Origin of the sequence: Pseudocolwellia antarctica, from assembly GCF_049933045.1 — a bacterium.
Taxonomy (GTDB): Bacteria; Pseudomonadota; Gammaproteobacteria; order Enterobacterales; family Alteromonadaceae; genus Pseudocolwellia.
Genome location: NZ_CP187926.1, coordinates 2,018,643 through 2,034,456, shown reverse-complemented (window position 1 = coordinate 2,034,456; position 15,814 = coordinate 2,018,643). Strand labels below are relative to the sequence as shown.

Here is a 15,814-nt window from a genome sequence, read left to right as displayed (position 1 = left end):
TATGACTGTATTTTTAAAGGGTTTGTATTAAAGTGTCAATAGTTAATTATTATTTTAAGCGCTTTAATTAAAATTAAATCATTTGAGGTAAAAATAACTATTTATGAACCATACTGATTGATATTACTTGTTGTGATTTAAGTTCATTAATTTGAATTTATTATTATTAATTTTTAAAACCTTTGTTTTAAAAGATTTTGTTTTAAAACAATTATGAATGAAACAACTATGATGAACGGTCTAGTAAGAATGTTAGGCGTTATGCTTATCTCGAACTTAGGTTATAAATATAAAACATATTGAGGAATTGAATTGAATAGTCGACTTATATTATCTGGCGTTGTGTCATTTGTTTTTTACTTTGGTTGGGCATATTGGGCGAATAGTGCAGATAATATTCCTGAGTCAGTAACGCTTCAGGCTGCTTTGGTTCAAGGCTTATATAGTGGTTTTGTTACTTTGTTTTTTACTTTTATTTTAGAAAGGGTGGTTAATAAGTATCGAGCTAGTTGTTTGTCTTTAGCTTTTGTAACGCCTATTTTATGTATGTTTCACTCTAAAACACCTCAGAATGTTGCTATACGCCAAAGTTTTAATAATGCCATTAATTTATCAGCGTCTTATTTCAAAGGTAAAAAGGTAGCGGGAACTTTGTTTGCTCCTATTATGCCTATTGCGGTGCAATCAAGTTTAGTGCTTTTGGTGAATGTGATTAATCAAACACCTAATTTATTCTTAACCGTTGCACCGAGTATTGTTTTTACAACTTTATACGCCTACACGTATATGTTTGCTCTACTTAAAAAATAAGTGCTGATACTCGCATGAGATGGGGTCTTAGGCTTAATACTAAGGAATAAGCCTAAGGGGTTATTTATTTTTGCGTGGAAAGTTTATCTACAGTTGCAGAACATGCTTGTAAAAACATATCCATAAAGTATTTAACTTCTGGCATGTCTTGTTGTATTTGTTCTATCTTTTTACCTAAACGCTCTTCAACGTGATCAAATTCATGATTCTGATGATTTAACTCATCCAGCGCTTTGATATAAGCCACGAGAATATCTGCCGCTTTTACGATGCTTTTATATTCTGCTTCAACATTATCTTGCACGATAAGATCAGCAAAAATATCTTGAAACTCTTCAGGTAAAGACGCTAAACATTCTTGCTCAGCAAGGTATTCTATCTTTTTAAATTCACGTGCAATTTCAGGGTTAGCATACTTAGTTGGACTCACTATATCACCGTAACGAGTCTCGCTGGCTTCATGATACAAGGCGACTGTTGCTACTCGGTCTGCATTTACACTGCCATTAAATTTTTTGTTTTTAATAACTGCCAATAAATGAGCAACAATAGCCACTTGGTGTGAGTGCTCTGCTACGTTTTCAGGTTTGACACAAAACATTAATGCCCATCGTTTGATGAGGGGCATTCTAAACATCCAAGCTAAAAACGTACTTTGCATAATTTTCCTATAATTGACTGTAGGTACTAAAGAAATTCTTTAACTTAGCCATTGCCTGAATTAATTCATCAGTATGTGGAAGGAAAACGAGCCTAAAGTAATTTTTTTCTACGATGTTAAAAGCGCTACCGTGAACAAGCAGTATTTTCTCTTGTTTAAGTAGGTCTAATATCATTTTCTCATCGTTTGTAATATTGAACTTTTCAGCATCAACTTTTACGAATAAATACAAGGCACCCATCGCAGGGTTACACGATAAACCATCAATCTCGTTAATCAATTTGTGAGCTAGATTTCGTTGTTTGATAAAACGTCCGTCATCTTTAATCAACTCATTAATACTTTGATAGCCGCCTAAAGCTGTTTGAATAGCATGTTGGCAAGGTACATTGGCACAGAGGCGCATTGAAGAGAGTATATTTAAACCTTCTAAATAATCTTCTGCGTGGAGTTTAGGCCCTGTGATCACCATCCAGCCAGCTCTAAAGCCAGCAATGCGATAGTTTTTAGATAAACCACCCATGGTAATAATTAACACGTCTTGCGCTAAACTCGCTGTAGGAATATGCACAGCGTCGTCATATAAAATTTTGTCGTAAATCTCATCACTAAAAACAATTAAACTATGTTTTCTAGCGAGTTCTAAAATATCGAGGAGTAGTTCTTTTGAATAAACAGCACCTGTAGGGTTGTTAGGGTTTATTAATACAATCGCACGGGTATTTTCATTAATCTTACTTTCCATATCAGCAATATTAGGAAACCACTGATTTTCTTCATCACATTTGTAATGAACAGGTACACCACCTGATAATGCGACAGAGGCTGTCCATAATGGATAATCAGGCGCAGGAATTAATACTTCGTCTTCATTGTTAAGCAAACCTTGCATCGACATAACGATAAGTTCACTTACGCCATTACCAATGTAAATATCATCAACGTTAACGTCTTTAATATTGTTTTGCTGAAAGTACTGCATAACAGCAACACGTGCCGAATATATACCTTTTGAATCGCTATAGCCTTGGGCTGTTGGTAAGTTACGAATTACATCTTTCAAAATATCATCAGGGGCTTCAAAACCAAATGGGGCAGGGTTACCAATATTCAGTTTTAAAATTTTATGACCATCGTCTTCTAATCGACGAGCTTCTGCTGCTATTTGTCCGCGTATTTCGTAACAGACGTTTTTTAGCTTTGATGATTTATTGATCTTTTTCATTAATACGATTCTTCTCGATATTTGATGTTATAGATAAGTGCGATTCATACATTTTTTCGTTTTACATAGCTAGTAAATTTGGAGATATTTATAGATAAACTATCTGTAAAAATTAGTTTTGTTATAAAAATCTCTTAAGTTAGATAATCTAATTATTAGTAGCGTTTGTACAGTAAAACATAAGATTAGTTTTATAACATTAAATAAGCACTTATGTATTTAATGTTATTAGTATGTTTGATTGCTTATAGGAGGTAAATTTAGGAAGGTAAAATCTAAAAAAGATTGTTTTGTTTCGCGCAAGCTTCAATCGCTTTGATGAGTTTTTCTTGATCGTGATAATGTTTTACATCACTGCTTTCTAAATCATTATAACAAACGTTTACTTTCTCTGAAGTAACTGACTTATCTTGGCAAATAACACTATCAATAGGTAAGCTACCTAAGTTTTCTTCAATCCAATCAAGTTTTTCATCTAATGTTAAACTCGCTGACGGACTTTTTTCGGCAACAAGGTTTTCAATAAAAATACAGTGACCTTTACGATCTCTTAATGCATTAGATATATCTCTAACAAGTAGAGGAGGGATGATACTTGTTAAAAAGCTACCAGGACCTAAAATAATTAAATCGGCATCCTCTATCGCTTTAATACATGCGGGTAATGTTTTAACTAAAGGCGCTAACATTAAGTTTTTTGGCATAATTGGCATTTCATCAACTGAAAGTTCACCAACACGACATCTGCCTTCAGGATAAAAAGCCATTAAGTCTGTAGGGGTTTCAGACATAGGTAATACAGCTGTTTTTACACCGAGTATGCGTCTAACTAATTTTATTGATTCAATTGGACGTGTTTGAATTTGACCTAATGAATATAAAATAAGGTTACCGAGGTTGTGGCCTCCTAATTCATCTGCACCATTAAATCTAAAATCGAATAATTGGCTACCTATAGAATCTTTATCGACTAATTGCGTTAAACAGTTGCGTAGGTCTCCCCATGCAATAGAGCTGCTACGCTTTCTTAAACGGCCAGTAGAACCACCATTATCTGTAGTGGCAACAATACCTGTTAATTGATTACCTAAGAAAGAGAAGGTTGAAAGCACTCTGCCTAAGCCGTGACCTCCACCAATAGCAACTACATTCAGATTTTTTAACGACATAGAATATTTCTATAAATATAAGTACAAAAAGATTACCTGCAATTATACTAAAAAGAAAGCAGAATTACTGTCAGGGCAAGCTATATAAGCTGTATCGTTCATTTTTAAGACTTTATTCATACTTCACTCTATAATGTATTTTAAAAGAGGGCGATAATTAACCAGTGTAAATCTTATTATATTCAAAATTTGAGCAAGTTGTTTGTTAAGTAAACACTTAGCGCAAATACTTATAAAAATACGCTTTTTTTATTAAAAAAGTGTTGACAGTATCGGGGTCGCTGCTTAGAATGCGCCTCGCTTTCAACAAGTCCTTAACGTTCTTGTTAGATGCGTAAAGTTATAAGGTATTAGGCCACTTTATAGTTTTACAAAAGCGGGGCTATAGCTCAGCTGGGAGAGCGCTTCGCTGGCAGCGAAGAGGTCTGCGGTTCGATCCCGCATAGCTCCACCAAGATTTAATTGTTTTGTTGAAGTTTAACGAAATAGTAAAAATAAAAAGTTAGTGTCTTATGAATTTATTCATAGCACTGAAATAATAAAGTAGGAATATTTACTTTATTACCAAGTTTTAGTGTCCCTATCGTCTAGAGGCCTAGGACACCGCCCTTTCACGGCGGTAACAGGGGTTCGAATCCCCTTAGGGATGCCAACTTTTTAAAAGAAATGAGTATGTGTTTTTTGACACTCACTTTAAATGTGTAATATATTTTGCAACTCACTAGGCTAGAGTTTCTTTACAAGTATATTTACGTTAAGCGTTTTAAGTTATTGTGTCCCTATCGTCTAGAGGCCTAGGACACCGCCCTTTCACGGCGGTAACAGGGGTTCGAATCCCCTTAGGGATGCCACTCATTTTTATAGTTACAATACAGGTTTAATGGTTATTTTAGACACAAGTATTTAAGAACTAATATTGTTGTTTAGCTCACTAGGCTAGAGCTAATGTAAATAATAATATTGTTAGGTTGTTTTATATGTTTATATTGTGTCCCTATCGTCTAGAGGCCTAGGACACCGCCCTTTCACGGCGGTAACAGGGGTTCGAATCCCCTTAGGGATGCCACCATTAAATTAATACAAGTTTTCTTGTATGTGTAGAGTAATAGATAGTAACTACTTGATTTAATTTTTAATTAGTTAACAAGTTTTAGTGTCCCTATCGTCTAGAGGCCTAGGACACCGCCCTTTCACGGCGGTAACAGGGGTTCGAATCCCCTTAGGGATGCCACTTATTCTGCTTTGCATACTAAGTGTAAAAGTGAAATAAACAAACCGACTTATGTCGGTTTTTTTATGTCTGAAATTTGATGATTTATATGTTTTTTGTTTAGCTTAGCTAGTTCAAGTGAGTTAACTTCAATTAAATATTCAAATTACACCAACCAGCTTAGTCAATAAACCACTATCAATAAAATTAATTCAACGCTTAACTGCACTTTAAACTATTCTTATAACAACTCTTTAAGTCATTCCCATGGCTAGTTTTACACATCGTGATGTCTTTAGTTTTTATTTATAAAATATAGTAGGGCAGTAGGAGAGGGTGTGTATTTAATATGTAATTAAATAAATTACTAGGCGTTAGGGTCTGTTGACCTTTCGAGATTACTTTTACAGCCAAGGTGTTTGGTGTTTAGACAAGGCAGAGTATGTGACGTGTAGCTGGCTACTCGAACATATGATAACGCCCAGTCTATCCAAAGTTAGGAATTTCAAACACATGCTGCCCTCTGGGTTCATTTAAAACGAATTTACTCATTGCTGCCTACATGGAGTCCGTACTTGGGTTATGTTGTAACGGCCGAATTCATATACTAAGTGCGACACCCAATTTAATAAAAACGATGAACTGCTATATTCTTAGTTTTTTGCTCCCGCCAAGAAGTAAAACACTATGAAATACAAGCAGCTCACCGAAGGTGATAGATATACGTTAGCCGCCTTAAAAAGGCAAGGCCTAAGCTTTACTAACATTGCAAAAGCAATGAATAGAGACCGAAGTACGATTTATCGCGAGATAAATCGTAACACTTGTTGGCATCAAGACGGCTCATATCGTCCCATAAAAGCACAGCGACGGACAAGAGCACGGTGCAGTCGTTCAAGGCGAAATCAGCATTTTACTGAAAAAGATTACGCGATTGTACGACAGCTTTTACGTAAACAGTGGAGTCCTGAACAAATTACCGGTCACTTGAAACGACAAGGGTTGCGTTGCTTTAGTCATGAAACTATTTACCGATATATTTGGCGTGATAAAAAGAAAGGTGGCTTGTTATGGAAGCAATTGCGCTGCGCTCAAAAACGAAGACGTAAACGTTATAAGGCTTATGATAGCCGCGGCAGACTTGCCGATAAACGCAATATAGCTGAACGCCCTAGCGAGGTAGAAACGCGTAAAAAAAAGGTCATTGGGAAATAGATACTGTCATGGGAAAAGGCTCTAAACATTGTATCGTTACACTGGTTGAGCGAAAAACTGGCTACACCTTAATAGGCCAATTAAACGATAGGACAACCAAGTCAACCAATAAGCGAACGATAAAACTAATGAGTAATATGCCAGAGCAATTTAAAACCATCACATCAGATAACGGCACCGAGTTTCATCAATATAAGAAAGTTGAAGAAGCAACTAACTGCCCTTATTATTTTGCTAACCCACATCACTCCAGGGAGCGTGGAACCAACGAAAATACTAACGGGTTAATTAGACAATATTTGGTAAAAGGAACATCAATGAAAGGATTAACTCAACAGCGATGTAATATCATCGCTGCTAAATTAAATGCAAGACCAAGGAAGCGACTTGGTTATAAAACACCGGAGGAATGTTTTTATGAATAACTACTTTTGTTGCACTTCAAACTTGATACTAAGACGTATAACCCAAGTTCGCTTTTTTAATACGACTGCATGGATGCAGAAGGTAGGGCGACTCAGGAGACAAAGCCGAGAATAACTATTAGACAAAGCTCACATCGCGATTAAATTCGTTTTAAATTGAATAAAATTTAATCCTGAAAGATCAACAGTCCCTCTAACGCATGAAATTTATTTGTGGGGATTATGTTCATTAGCAAGTTAGCGTATGTGAATTATACTTGTGTGAAATAGTTCGTGGCTTATCGTAATGGTGAGTGGTGACTAGAGTGTAAAGTGTGACTTATTATGAGTAAATTACAGTGAATAACTTATAGTTCGTGATTTGTTGTGAAAGATAAATGAGTTACATTAAGAAAATTAAAGCAGGGAATTACAGCAGAGAACTAAATAGTACAAACCTGAAGAGTAGATTTGTATTATAAGTTGCTCGATAGCATTTAATCTTGCCTGATAGAGCAACTTATAAATAATACGTTATTATTCTAATAACTTTCTTAAATCTTCTCTAACTATATCGGCAATAAGAGGTTGAGCTTCTGCATTAGGATGAATACCATCGGCTTGCATTAACTCGGGTTTAACTGCAACAAATTCTACAAAGAAGGGGATCAGCTCAATCGACTTTTCATTTGCTACTGTTGAAAATACATCTTCGAACATTGTTGTATACCTAGGTCCATAATTAGGTGGGATTTTTATCGAAAATAGCGATACTGGGATGTTTTTACTTTGCGCTATGTCGATCATTTGTAACAAATTATTTTTAATAAGTTTAGGAGGAAAGCCTCTTAAACCATCATTACCGCCAAGTTCTATGAGTAAATGGTCAACTTTAGTTTTGCTTAATATGCTCTCTAGCCTAGACAGACCGCCAGTTGTTGTTTCTCCGCTGATGCTAGCGTTAACAATTGAGTAAGGTGCATTTTGCTCGTCTAATTGCTTATTGAGAAGGTGTACCCAGCCCTCATTTTGTTGCATACCATAACTTGCACTAACACTATCACCTAAGAGTAAAATAGAATCTTTAGCAGAGACTGTTGTAACACTTAGCAGATAACATAAAAATACTAACGTAAATATTGGATGTTTTTTCATGAAGGTAAATTCCGAATCTATATTAAAAGTCAATGGTTTAACTAAGTCTGTTCAGCTAGAAGGCAAATCACTGTCATTATTACAACCTGTAAATTTACAAGTTAATGCAGGAGAAACATTAGCGATTGTTGGCTCTTCTGGCTCAGGAAAAACAACGTTATTATCCATTCTCGCGGGGTTAGATTTACCAACCTCGGGTGAAGTTTATATTAAAAACCAACCATTACACCAATTTAATGAAGAGCAACGTAGTCAAGTACGTGCTGAGCATGTTGGTTTTATCTTTCAGCAATTCTTGCTTATTAACAGTTTAACGGCGCTTGAAAACGTAATGTTACCTGCCGAACTAGCGAATATAGATAACGCTAAAGAGAAAGGTATGAAACTACTCGATCAAGTAGGATTAGCTGATCGGTTAGATCATTTTCCTTCTCAGCTGTCGGGTGGTGAACAACAACGTGTTGCCATTGCAAGAGCCTTTATTTCTCAGCCTGATATTTTATTTGCTGATGAACCTACGGGTAACTTAGACACGAAAACAGGTAAATATATTGCAGATTTACTTTTCGATTTAAATACTCGACTTGGTACAACCTTAGTTTTAGTGACACATGATCCAAAACTTGCTGCTCGATGTAATCGACAAGTGAGAATGGATAGCGGTGTTTTAACTGAAGTGATCACTGATAATGAAACACAAGATCAAAGTAATCTTGATAGCACAATTGAAAACCAGAATATAAGCAATGAGGTTGAGCTAGGCGAGGGACAAACATGTCCAAACTAACAAGCGCTACTTGGTTTAAACAATCTATACGATTGCTACATCATGAGTTACGCAAAGGCGAGCTTACCATTGTATTTTTGGCTATTGTTTTAGCCGTTGCTACTGTTTTCTCTTTAACGGGATTTTCTGATCAAGTTAAACAAGCATTAACCACCAATAGTGTTAATACTTTAGCTGCTGATCGTGTTTTAAGAACAAGTACACTTATTCCTGCAGAAATTAAAGCTGAAACTGAGCGTTACGGTTTCGATTATGCTCAAAAAGTTCAGTTAAAGTCTATGGTGTTTTCAAGCGACAACATGCTATTAACTGACCTTGATATTGTTACAAGCGATTATCCTTTAAGAGGAGACTTGTTAGTATCCAAATCAAGTGACTTACAAAACGCTATAGCCGTTAAGTCGCCCGATGTTGGAGAAGTGTGGGTAGATCAAGGCGTTTTAGGACGCATGGAAATAGCTATTGGCGATCAAGTTGAAATTGGTGTTGCTTCATTCACCATCGCAGGGGTTATTGTTAATATTCCTGATAGATCGTTTGCCAGTATTTTTTCTAACCCTACCATCATAATGAATATTTCTGATTTAGATAAAACAGAATTAATTCAACCGGGTAGCCGAGTATTTTATAAATACTTATTTGCTGGTGACAATGATGATCTGATTGAATTTGGTGAATGGATAAAGCCTAAACTAAACGAATCGCAAGACTGGGTTGATGTTAAGTCGAGCCAAAGTCGAATTGGCAGAACCTTAGATACAGCAGAAAAATTCTTATCACTTGCTAGTATGTTAGGTATTGTTTTAGCGGCAATTGCTGTCGCTGTTGCAAGCAGACGATACGGACAACGTCATAAATCTACAGTTGCTGTTTTTAAAGCGCTGGGTGCAACAAATAAACATATTCAAAAAGTGTACGTATTACATTGGTCGTTACTAAGCGTTATTAGCATTTTAACGGGCTTACTTGTTGGTTATGGATTATTGCAATTAGGTGCTTTTGGTATTGAAAAATACCTGTCGTTAACCTCAAGTACGTTAACATTACGCCCGTTTACTATTGCTGTAGTTACAGGCTTAATCTGTGCCGTTGCTTTTGCTATTCATCCCATTTCTAAATTAATAGCGACATCACCTATTGCCGTTATTAAAGGTTTTGAAGAAAAATCATCAAGTAAGTTAAATATCTATCAAGCTATCCCATTATTGGCTTTATTTTTATTACTTTATATTTTTAGTAATGACTTAGTAATGAGTGCGTCGCTGTTATTTGGCGGCATTGTTGTGTCAGTTATTCTATTATTTGTTGGTAAGTTTTTAATGGGGCTAGGCAGAACGGCTGGTACTAAAGCGGGTAAGTCGATGCATCTAGCTTTTGCTAACTTAAAACGTAGAGCTAACGAAAATAGTGTTCAGTTAGTTAGTTTTACTTTAGCGATTAAATTACTTTTATTGATCACAGTAATGAAGAGTTCTATTTTGTCTGAATGGCAGCAACAAATGCCAGAAGGAACACCGAACCATTATTTAATTAATATAACAAATGATGAAGTGCCTAAAATAGCTAACTTTGCTGAAGAAAACGACATTGTTACTCAAGGTTTCTTTCAAGTATTTAGAGGACGATTATCTGCGATTAATGGCGAAGCTACCGTTAAAGTTGATAAAGGATCAGATAAAGCTGATGAAGAAGAAACAGAAGGTCGAAGAGGTGTAGGCAGAGAGTTAAGCTTAACTTGGCAAGAAGAACTATCACCATCAACAGAAGTTGTTAAAGGACAATGGTGGGACGTGGGCGATGAAACGCCACAAGTTTCTGTTGAAGCAGATATTGCTGAAAAGCTAGCGATTGAACATGGCGATCAACTGACTTTTACTATTGGATCTGATGAATTTACAGTGCCTGTAACAAGTATTCGTGACGTTAACTGGCAAAGTAGGCAGCTTAATTTCTATATGATATTTAATAAGTCGACGTTTAGTGAAATAGATAGCACGTCAATTTCAGCTTGGCGAGTGGCTGAAGAAATTAAACCGTTAATGTTCGACTTCTTATCGCAGTATCCTAGTATTTCAATTATTGATATTGACGCCATTATGAAGCAATTAACCAACATGATAGATCAAATGTCGATTGCGATAGAGCTTATCCTCGTACTTGTAGTGCTTGCGGGTAGTTTGGTGCTTGTTGCTCAAGTACAGGCCAGTATGGAAGAGCGAGAGCGAGAACTTGCGATATTAAGAACATTAGGTGCTAAAGGCTCACTCTTACGTAACAGTGTATTATTTGAGTTTGTTGCTTTAGGCGCTATTGCAGGTTTAATGGCAAGTATTGCGATGGAAATAGCGGTGTTCTTTTTACAAACCCAAGTGTTTGATATGGATTTTAATCTTCACTTAGAGTTTTGGCTGATTGGTATTACTGCAGGTGCTGCTTTTGTGGGTGTTATTGGCATGCTAAGTTGTTGGCGTTTATTGAATTTATCGAGTGTTACCTTGATAAGACGAACAATGTAAAAGGATAATGTATAAGTGAGTAAACCAGACAAGTATTAAGTTTTAGTACTTGTCTTTTTATTCTTATTCCAAGGCTATTTTTTTGTGATATTCGTTTCATGCTTTAGTGAAGCGAGTATCGTATACTGTTCTTTATTATGACTTAAAAATTAAACAAGGCTTCTGGATGAGCTTATTAGAAAAAACTGGAAAAATGAATTCTCAAGGTGTTGTAAAAGCCTTGCTTGTTACTGCTTCGCTATTTGTTGTATTTGCAGGTTTAAAAATTGCAGCAAATATTGTTGTACCTTTTTTATTATCTATTTTCATCGCGATTATCTGTAACCCCCTTATTGTTAAAGCTGCCAAATATAAAATACCTAAGCCTGTCGCTATTGTTGGTATTATTGCCACTATTATGATGTTGGTTTTGCTACTTGGTGGGCTTGTTGGGCAATCAGCGCAAGAATTATCAGAATTATTACCTCAGTACAAGGCGCAACTGAAAGAGGAGTTTGTTTGGTTAACGTCTAGACTTGCCGAATTTAATATTCATATTTCTTCAGATGTTCTTATTGAGTATCTCGACCCTAGCGCTGCTATGGGATTTGCTGCAAGTTTATTAAGTGGTTTAGGCGGAGTAATGGCTAATCTATTATTAATCATTATTACTGTTATTTTTATGTTGTTTGAAGCACCGTCATTACCACGAAAAATTCATCATGCATTAGATGATCCTGATATGAAAATGAACCAAATCGATCGCTTTTTATCTTCAGTAAATAATTACCTCGCTATTAAAACTTTAGTGAGTATTGCTACAGGTGTTTGTGTTTCATTAATGCTTTGGTTATTTGGACTTGAGTTTTACTTATTATGGGGCGTGTTAGCCTTTCTACTGAATTATATTCCTAATATAGGGTCAATGATCGCTGCAGTACCTGCAGTGTCTCTAGCTGCGTTACAGTTAGGTTTAGGACCTGCTGGAGCTATTGGTTTAGGTTACGTTACTATTAATATGGTCATGGGTAATGTAATAGAGCCGAAATATTTAGGTAAAGGCTTAGGTTTATCAACTTTAGTGGTGTTTTTATCGTTAATTTTTTGGGGATGGCTTTTTGGTACTGTAGGTATGTTGTTATCTGTACCTTTAACGATGATCATCAAAATAGCGTTAGAAAATTCTGAAGAAGGGCGTTGGTTTTCTATTTTATTATCTAACGAATCTTAATACTTTTGGTTAGTTGAATACTCAACTAACCTCATGCCATACCAGCATTAGGTAAAACTCATTAGTTTAACTCTTTTTTCTTAAACAGATTAAATTTGAGTTTAAGCGAGTATGCGTTTTATTTTATTAAATAACCTAGTGATGAAGTTTTCAGTTTGCGGAGCTTCAACATATTCATAAGGTGTTTCTAATAAAGTTAAACGTAACGATAGCGTAGAACCGTGACCCCAAGGCCATAAAAGTGAAACAACAGTCTTTTCATTCTCAGTTGGAGAGTTAGTAAAAACACGCTGCTCTTTTACAAGTTTCGCGTAACCACCTAATTCTTGAGTGACGGTATTAGGCGCATATTTAATTGATTTTCTGTTCCATTCATCAGCGTAGTATTTATTTAATATAGCGACGACTTTATCTGTTTTACCGCTAGCAAATTCAGCTAATAAAACATGCTTATCTTCTTCCCAGTGCCACGTTAATAATTCACCAAACGCTTCAGTTAATTGAGTTGCAGCACTTCTAATTTCTTGTTCTGTATATGACATCTTTTTCACTTTCTAAAAATATAATTAATATGGGTTAATGTATACGTTACTTAACCTGAAATTTGGGTAATGAGTTTTAAAGTACTGATTTATAATGCTCGATAAGTAGTACGATTATTAAACATAACTACTTATTCAGACCGAAGTTACTTATTAAATCTTTCAGCTTGCCATTGGCTAACATCATCAGCTGATAAAAAACTCCATGCAATAAAGCGGCTTATCTTTTGACCTTGTTCCATTTTTACGACTTTAACCTGAGTACAATTGGCTTTCTTAAGAGCTAATTGTACTGTCCGTAAGTGTTCTTTTTTAGAAACTAAGCAAGTAAACCATAAAACCTGTGATGAAAATAAGCGGCTTTCTTTGATCATTTTATGAATAAAACTCACTTCGCCACCTTCACACCATAATTCATTACTAGTTCCACCAAAATTTAATGGACTATTAAGAGTAGACTCAGTCTTTTTATTTTTATTCAGATTATTTCTTTTACGATGAGAAACCTTAGTCGCTTCTTCTTCAGATGAATGAAAAGGTGGGTTGCATAAAGTTAAATCGTATTTTTCATGTGCTTGTATCACACCCTTAAAAATAGAATGTGTAGACAGCTGTTTTCTTATTTCTACTTTGTTTATCAGAGAATCATTTTGCTGAACAATTTTTTCTGCTGATGTTATTGACGAGTCATTAACATCGGTTCCTACAAATTCCCAATGGTACTGAGAAGTACCAATAATCGGGTAAATACAGTTAGCTCCTGTACCTATGTCTAAAACCTTTATGGTTTCTTTATGTGGAATTTTATTGTGATTAGTTTCTTTTAATAAATCCGCTAAGTAATGAATGTAATCAGCTCGCCCAGGAATAGGTGGGCACAAACTTCCTTTAGGAATATCCCAAAATGAAAGTCCATAATTGGCAATTAATAAGCTTTTGTTGAGCAGTAAAACCGCTTCATCATTTGAAAAATCAATGGTTTCATTATTATATTCATTGGTAAAAACATACGACTTTAACTCAGGCGTTAATGAGCATAACTCAGTAAAATCATAATTGTTTTTATGTTTGTTTCTTGGATGCAGCTTGTTTTTAGTTTTAGAAACTGTTGCTGCAAGGCTGTTAGCATTATTGGTCACGTTATTGATAATGTTCTATCCCTTAGAGCCAATTTTAAAAGTACCATTTGATAAGAACTGCACTGTTTCTTTTCTTTTTTTACCCATTAAAATTGTACCGTCATCCATAAATAAAAAGTTTTTCCAACAGCGTTTGAAAATCGCCCATGTTGTTTCAATAATATTGTTTCGAGCACTACAGAAATAAACAACGGTATTATTATCCCATGTTATATATTCTAGAATTAACTCAGGTAGTTCTGTTTTTTCGCTATCCCAATCACGTTCCCAATTTGCCGTATCAATCCAGTTTGCTTGGTTAAATGCCCAATCACCTTTTTTGAAAAAGTCTGGATGGTCAACTTGCTTACTAATAAAAGTATCCCATAACGTATTTGCTCGGGTGGCTTGCATAGGTTTAATTTTATTTAAGTCAGCTGGAGCAAGAGGTAAACTTTTATGTTTAAAGATCCAAGCGTTTTTTAATTCTTCAAGAGGGGTATAGTTCATAAGGTTTATTTTTTTGAGTGAGTACCGAGCAATTAATCAACTTAGCATTATACAGACATTCGAGTGATCTGTTAATCAACTTGGTATAATAGCGAGACCTGAAAATAGGCATAAAAAAACCAGCCGTTAGCTGGTTTCTGTTTTTAATTGGTAATTACAATTAAACGTTAAATCTAAAGTGAACAACGTCACCATCTTTAACTCTGTATTCTTTACCTTCTAAACGCCATTTCCCAGCTTCTTTAGCGCCTGACTCACCGTTGAATTCAATGAAATCATCATAGGCAACAACTTCAGCACGGATAAAGCCTTTTTCAAAATCGGTATGAATAACACCCGCTGCTTGAGGCGCTGTAGCATTTTGTTTAACGGTCCATGCTCTTACTTCTTTTACACCAGCAGTAAAGTAGGTTTGTAAGTTAAGTAAAGAATAACCTGCATTGATAACACGATTAAGTCCAGGTTCTTCTAACCCAAGATCAGCCATAAATTCAACACGGTCTTCATCATCCATTTCAGATAATTCACTTTCAATTTCAGCACAAACAGCAACTACAATAGCACCTTCGTTGTCAGCTATCTTTTGTACTTGATCAAGGTAAGGGTTATTTTCAAAACCATCATCATTTACATTAGCGATATACATCGTAGGTTTAATTGTTAAAAAGTTAAGGTAGTCAACAGCGGCTTTTTCTTCTTTAGATAAATCTAAAGAACGCACCATATTGCCTTCTTCAACATGCTTTAATATTTTTTCTAATACAGGCATTTCAAATTTAGCGTCAGCATCGCCGCCTTTAGCTTTTTTAGCTAAACGGAAAATGGCACGCTCAGCTGTATCCATATCAGACAAAGCTAATTCAGTATTAATTACTTCAATATCATCAAGAGGGCTGATTTTATTCGCAACATGAATAATGTTGTCATTATCAAAACAACGAACAACATGACCAATAGCATCTGTTTCACGAATGTTAGCTAAGAATTTGTTACCTAAACCTTCACCTTTTGATGCACCAGCAACTAAACCCGCAATATCAACGAATTCCATTGTGGTTGCTAATACACGTTCAGGTTTTACGATGGCAGAAAGTGCATCTAAACGAGGATCAGGAACAGGTACAACACCCGTGTTTGGCTCAATAGTACAAAAAGGGAAGTTTGCTGCTTCGATACCAGCTTTGGTTAACGCATTGAAAAGGGTAGATTTACCTACGTTTGGTAAACCAACGATACCACATTTAAATCCCATGAGATTATTCCTATTAAAGTTTGAATGCTG

At 35.5% G+C, this 15,814-nt stretch carries 12 protein-coding genes, 5 tRNA genes and 1 pseudogene; 10 read left to right on the top strand and 8 right to left on the bottom strand.

Annotated features, from left to right (window positions below):
• Positions 1-312: 312 nt before the first annotated feature.
• Positions 313-810, top strand: coding sequence for a hypothetical protein (locus ACPUVN_RS08820; protein WP_426356986.1), 498 nt, complete (start codon positions 313-315; stop codon positions 808-810).
• A 64-nt stretch (positions 811-874) separates the two neighbouring features.
• Here ACPUVN_RS08820 and yfbR read toward each other — a convergent pair whose 3' ends face one another.
• The 3 genes from yfbR to ACPUVN_RS08805 all read right to left on the bottom strand — a co-directional run bounded on the left by yfbR (position 875) and on the right by ACPUVN_RS08805 (position 3,865).
• Positions 875-1,471 carry a 5'-deoxynucleotidase gene (gene yfbR, locus ACPUVN_RS08815; protein WP_426356987.1) on the bottom strand — a complete coding sequence of 199 codons (597 nt, stop codon included), beginning with the start codon at positions 1,469-1,471 and terminating at the stop codon, positions 875-877.
• A gap of 7 nt (positions 1,472-1,478) precedes the next feature.
• Positions 1,479-2,696 carry a pyridoxal phosphate-dependent aminotransferase gene (locus tag ACPUVN_RS08810; protein ID WP_426356988.1) on the bottom strand — a complete coding sequence of 406 codons (1,218 nt, stop codon included), beginning with the start codon at positions 2,694-2,696 and terminating at the stop codon, positions 1,479-1,481.
• A 275-nt stretch (positions 2,697-2,971) separates the two neighbouring features.
• Entirely contained in the window at positions 2,972-3,865 is an 894-nt protein-coding gene (locus tag ACPUVN_RS08805) for a gluconeogenesis factor YvcK family protein (RefSeq protein WP_426356989.1), read from the bottom strand.
• A 378-nt stretch (positions 3,866-4,243) separates the two neighbouring features.
• Between ACPUVN_RS08805 and ACPUVN_RS08800 the strand changes: the two genes are divergently transcribed.
• From ACPUVN_RS08800 to ACPUVN_RS08775, 6 genes and pseudogenes are all read left to right on the top strand, one after another.
• A tRNA-Ala gene (locus ACPUVN_RS08800) sits at positions 4,244-4,319 on the top strand.
• A 122-nt stretch (positions 4,320-4,441) separates the two neighbouring features.
• Positions 4,442-4,517: transfer RNA gene (locus ACPUVN_RS08795), tRNA-Glu, on the top strand.
• Between the two features lie 123 nt (positions 4,518-4,640).
• Positions 4,641-4,716: transfer RNA gene (locus tag ACPUVN_RS08790), tRNA-Glu, on the top strand.
• Between the two features lie 139 nt (positions 4,717-4,855).
• Positions 4,856-4,931, top strand: a tRNA-Glu gene (locus ACPUVN_RS08785).
• Positions 4,932-5,020: 89 nt separating this feature from the next.
• Positions 5,021-5,096: transfer RNA gene (locus ACPUVN_RS08780), tRNA-Glu, on the top strand.
• 666 nt (positions 5,097-5,762) lie between these two features.
• Positions 5,763-6,715, top strand: a pseudogene (locus tag ACPUVN_RS08775) (IS30 family transposase).
• 516 nt (positions 6,716-7,231) lie between these two features.
• Here ACPUVN_RS08775 and ACPUVN_RS08770 read toward each other — a convergent pair.
• Positions 7,232-7,849, bottom strand: a complete 618-nt coding sequence (locus ACPUVN_RS08770) for an arylesterase (protein WP_426356991.1) — start codon at positions 7,847-7,849, stop codon at positions 7,232-7,234.
• Between ACPUVN_RS08770 and ACPUVN_RS08765 the strand changes: the two genes are divergently transcribed.
• From ACPUVN_RS08765 to ACPUVN_RS08755, 3 genes are all read left to right on the top strand, one after another.
• A complete protein-coding gene (locus ACPUVN_RS08765; protein WP_426356992.1) occupies positions 7,848-8,636 on the top strand; it encodes an ABC transporter ATP-binding protein in 789 nt (262 codons plus the stop codon). The genes ACPUVN_RS08770 and ACPUVN_RS08765 overlap by 2 nt on opposite strands.
• Positions 8,624-11,152: an ABC transporter permease gene (locus ACPUVN_RS08760; protein ID WP_426370474.1), complete on the top strand. Its 2,529-nt coding sequence runs from the start codon at positions 8,624-8,626 to the stop codon at positions 11,150-11,152. The genes ACPUVN_RS08765 and ACPUVN_RS08760 overlap by 13 nt, the downstream gene beginning before the upstream one ends.
• 166 nt (positions 11,153-11,318) lie before the next feature.
• Complete coding sequence (locus ACPUVN_RS08755; RefSeq protein ID WP_426356994.1) at positions 11,319-12,362, top strand: AI-2E family transporter; 1,044 nt, start codon at positions 11,319-11,321, stop codon at positions 12,360-12,362.
• 101 nt (positions 12,363-12,463) lie between these two features.
• On the opposite strand, the gene ACPUVN_RS08750 is transcribed toward ACPUVN_RS08755, so the two are convergent.
• The 4 genes from ACPUVN_RS08750 to ychF all read right to left on the bottom strand — a co-directional run bounded on the left by ACPUVN_RS08750 (position 12,464) and on the right by ychF (position 15,784).
• Positions 12,464-12,904: a hypothetical protein gene (locus tag ACPUVN_RS08750; protein ID WP_426356995.1), complete on the bottom strand. Its 441-nt coding sequence runs from the start codon at positions 12,902-12,904 to the stop codon at positions 12,464-12,466.
• A gap of 146 nt (positions 12,905-13,050) precedes the next feature.
• On the bottom strand, positions 13,051-14,043 hold the full coding sequence (gene rlmF / locus ACPUVN_RS08745; RefSeq protein WP_426356996.1) for a 23S rRNA (adenine(1618)-N(6))-methyltransferase RlmF: 993 nt from the start codon (positions 14,041-14,043) through the stop codon (positions 13,051-13,053).
• A 15-nt stretch (positions 14,044-14,058) separates the two neighbouring features.
• Positions 14,059-14,532: a DUF2947 family protein gene (locus ACPUVN_RS08740; RefSeq protein ID WP_426356997.1), complete on the bottom strand. Its 474-nt coding sequence runs from the start codon at positions 14,530-14,532 to the stop codon at positions 14,059-14,061.
• A 160-nt stretch (positions 14,533-14,692) separates the two neighbouring features.
• Positions 14,693-15,784 carry a redox-regulated ATPase YchF gene (gene ychF / locus ACPUVN_RS08735; protein ID WP_426356998.1) on the bottom strand — a complete coding sequence of 364 codons (1,092 nt, stop codon included), beginning with the start codon at positions 15,782-15,784 and terminating at the stop codon, positions 14,693-14,695.
• Between the last annotated feature and the right edge of the window lie 30 nt (positions 15,785-15,814).

Bases quoted from the DNA above. Each gene is read 5' to 3' on its own strand.
- ACPUVN_RS08810 (WP_426356988.1), bottom strand. From the start codon at position 2,696: ATGAAAAAGATCAATAAATCATCAAAGCTAAAAAACGTCTGTTACGAA.
- ACPUVN_RS08750 (WP_426356995.1), bottom strand. From the start codon at position 12,904: ATGTCATATACAGAACAAGAAATTAGAAGTGCTGCAACTCAATTAACT.
- ACPUVN_RS08770 (WP_426356991.1), bottom strand. From the start codon at position 7,849: ATGAAAAAACATCCAATATTTACGTTAGTATTTTTATGTTATCTGCTA.
- ychF (WP_426356998.1), bottom strand. From the start codon at position 15,784: ATGGGATTTAAATGTGGTATCGTTGGTTTACCAAACGTAGGTAAATCT.
- ACPUVN_RS08805 (WP_426356989.1), bottom strand. From the start codon at position 3,865: ATGTCGTTAAAAAATCTGAATGTAGTTGCTATTGGTGGAGGTCACGGC.
- ACPUVN_RS08765 (WP_426356992.1), top strand. From the start codon at position 7,848: ATGAAGGTAAATTCCGAATCTATATTAAAAGTCAATGGTTTAACTAAG.
- yfbR (WP_426356987.1), bottom strand. From the start codon at position 1,471: ATGCAAAGTACGTTTTTAGCTTGGATGTTTAGAATGCCCCTCATCAAA.
- ACPUVN_RS08760 (WP_426370474.1), top strand. From the start codon at position 8,624: ATGTCCAAACTAACAAGCGCTACTTGGTTTAAACAATCTATACGATTG.
- ACPUVN_RS08740 (WP_426356997.1), bottom strand. From the start codon at position 14,532: ATGAACTATACCCCTCTTGAAGAATTAAAAAACGCTTGGATCTTTAAA.
- ACPUVN_RS08755 (WP_426356994.1), top strand. From the start codon at position 11,319: ATGAGCTTATTAGAAAAAACTGGAAAAATGAATTCTCAAGGTGTTGTA.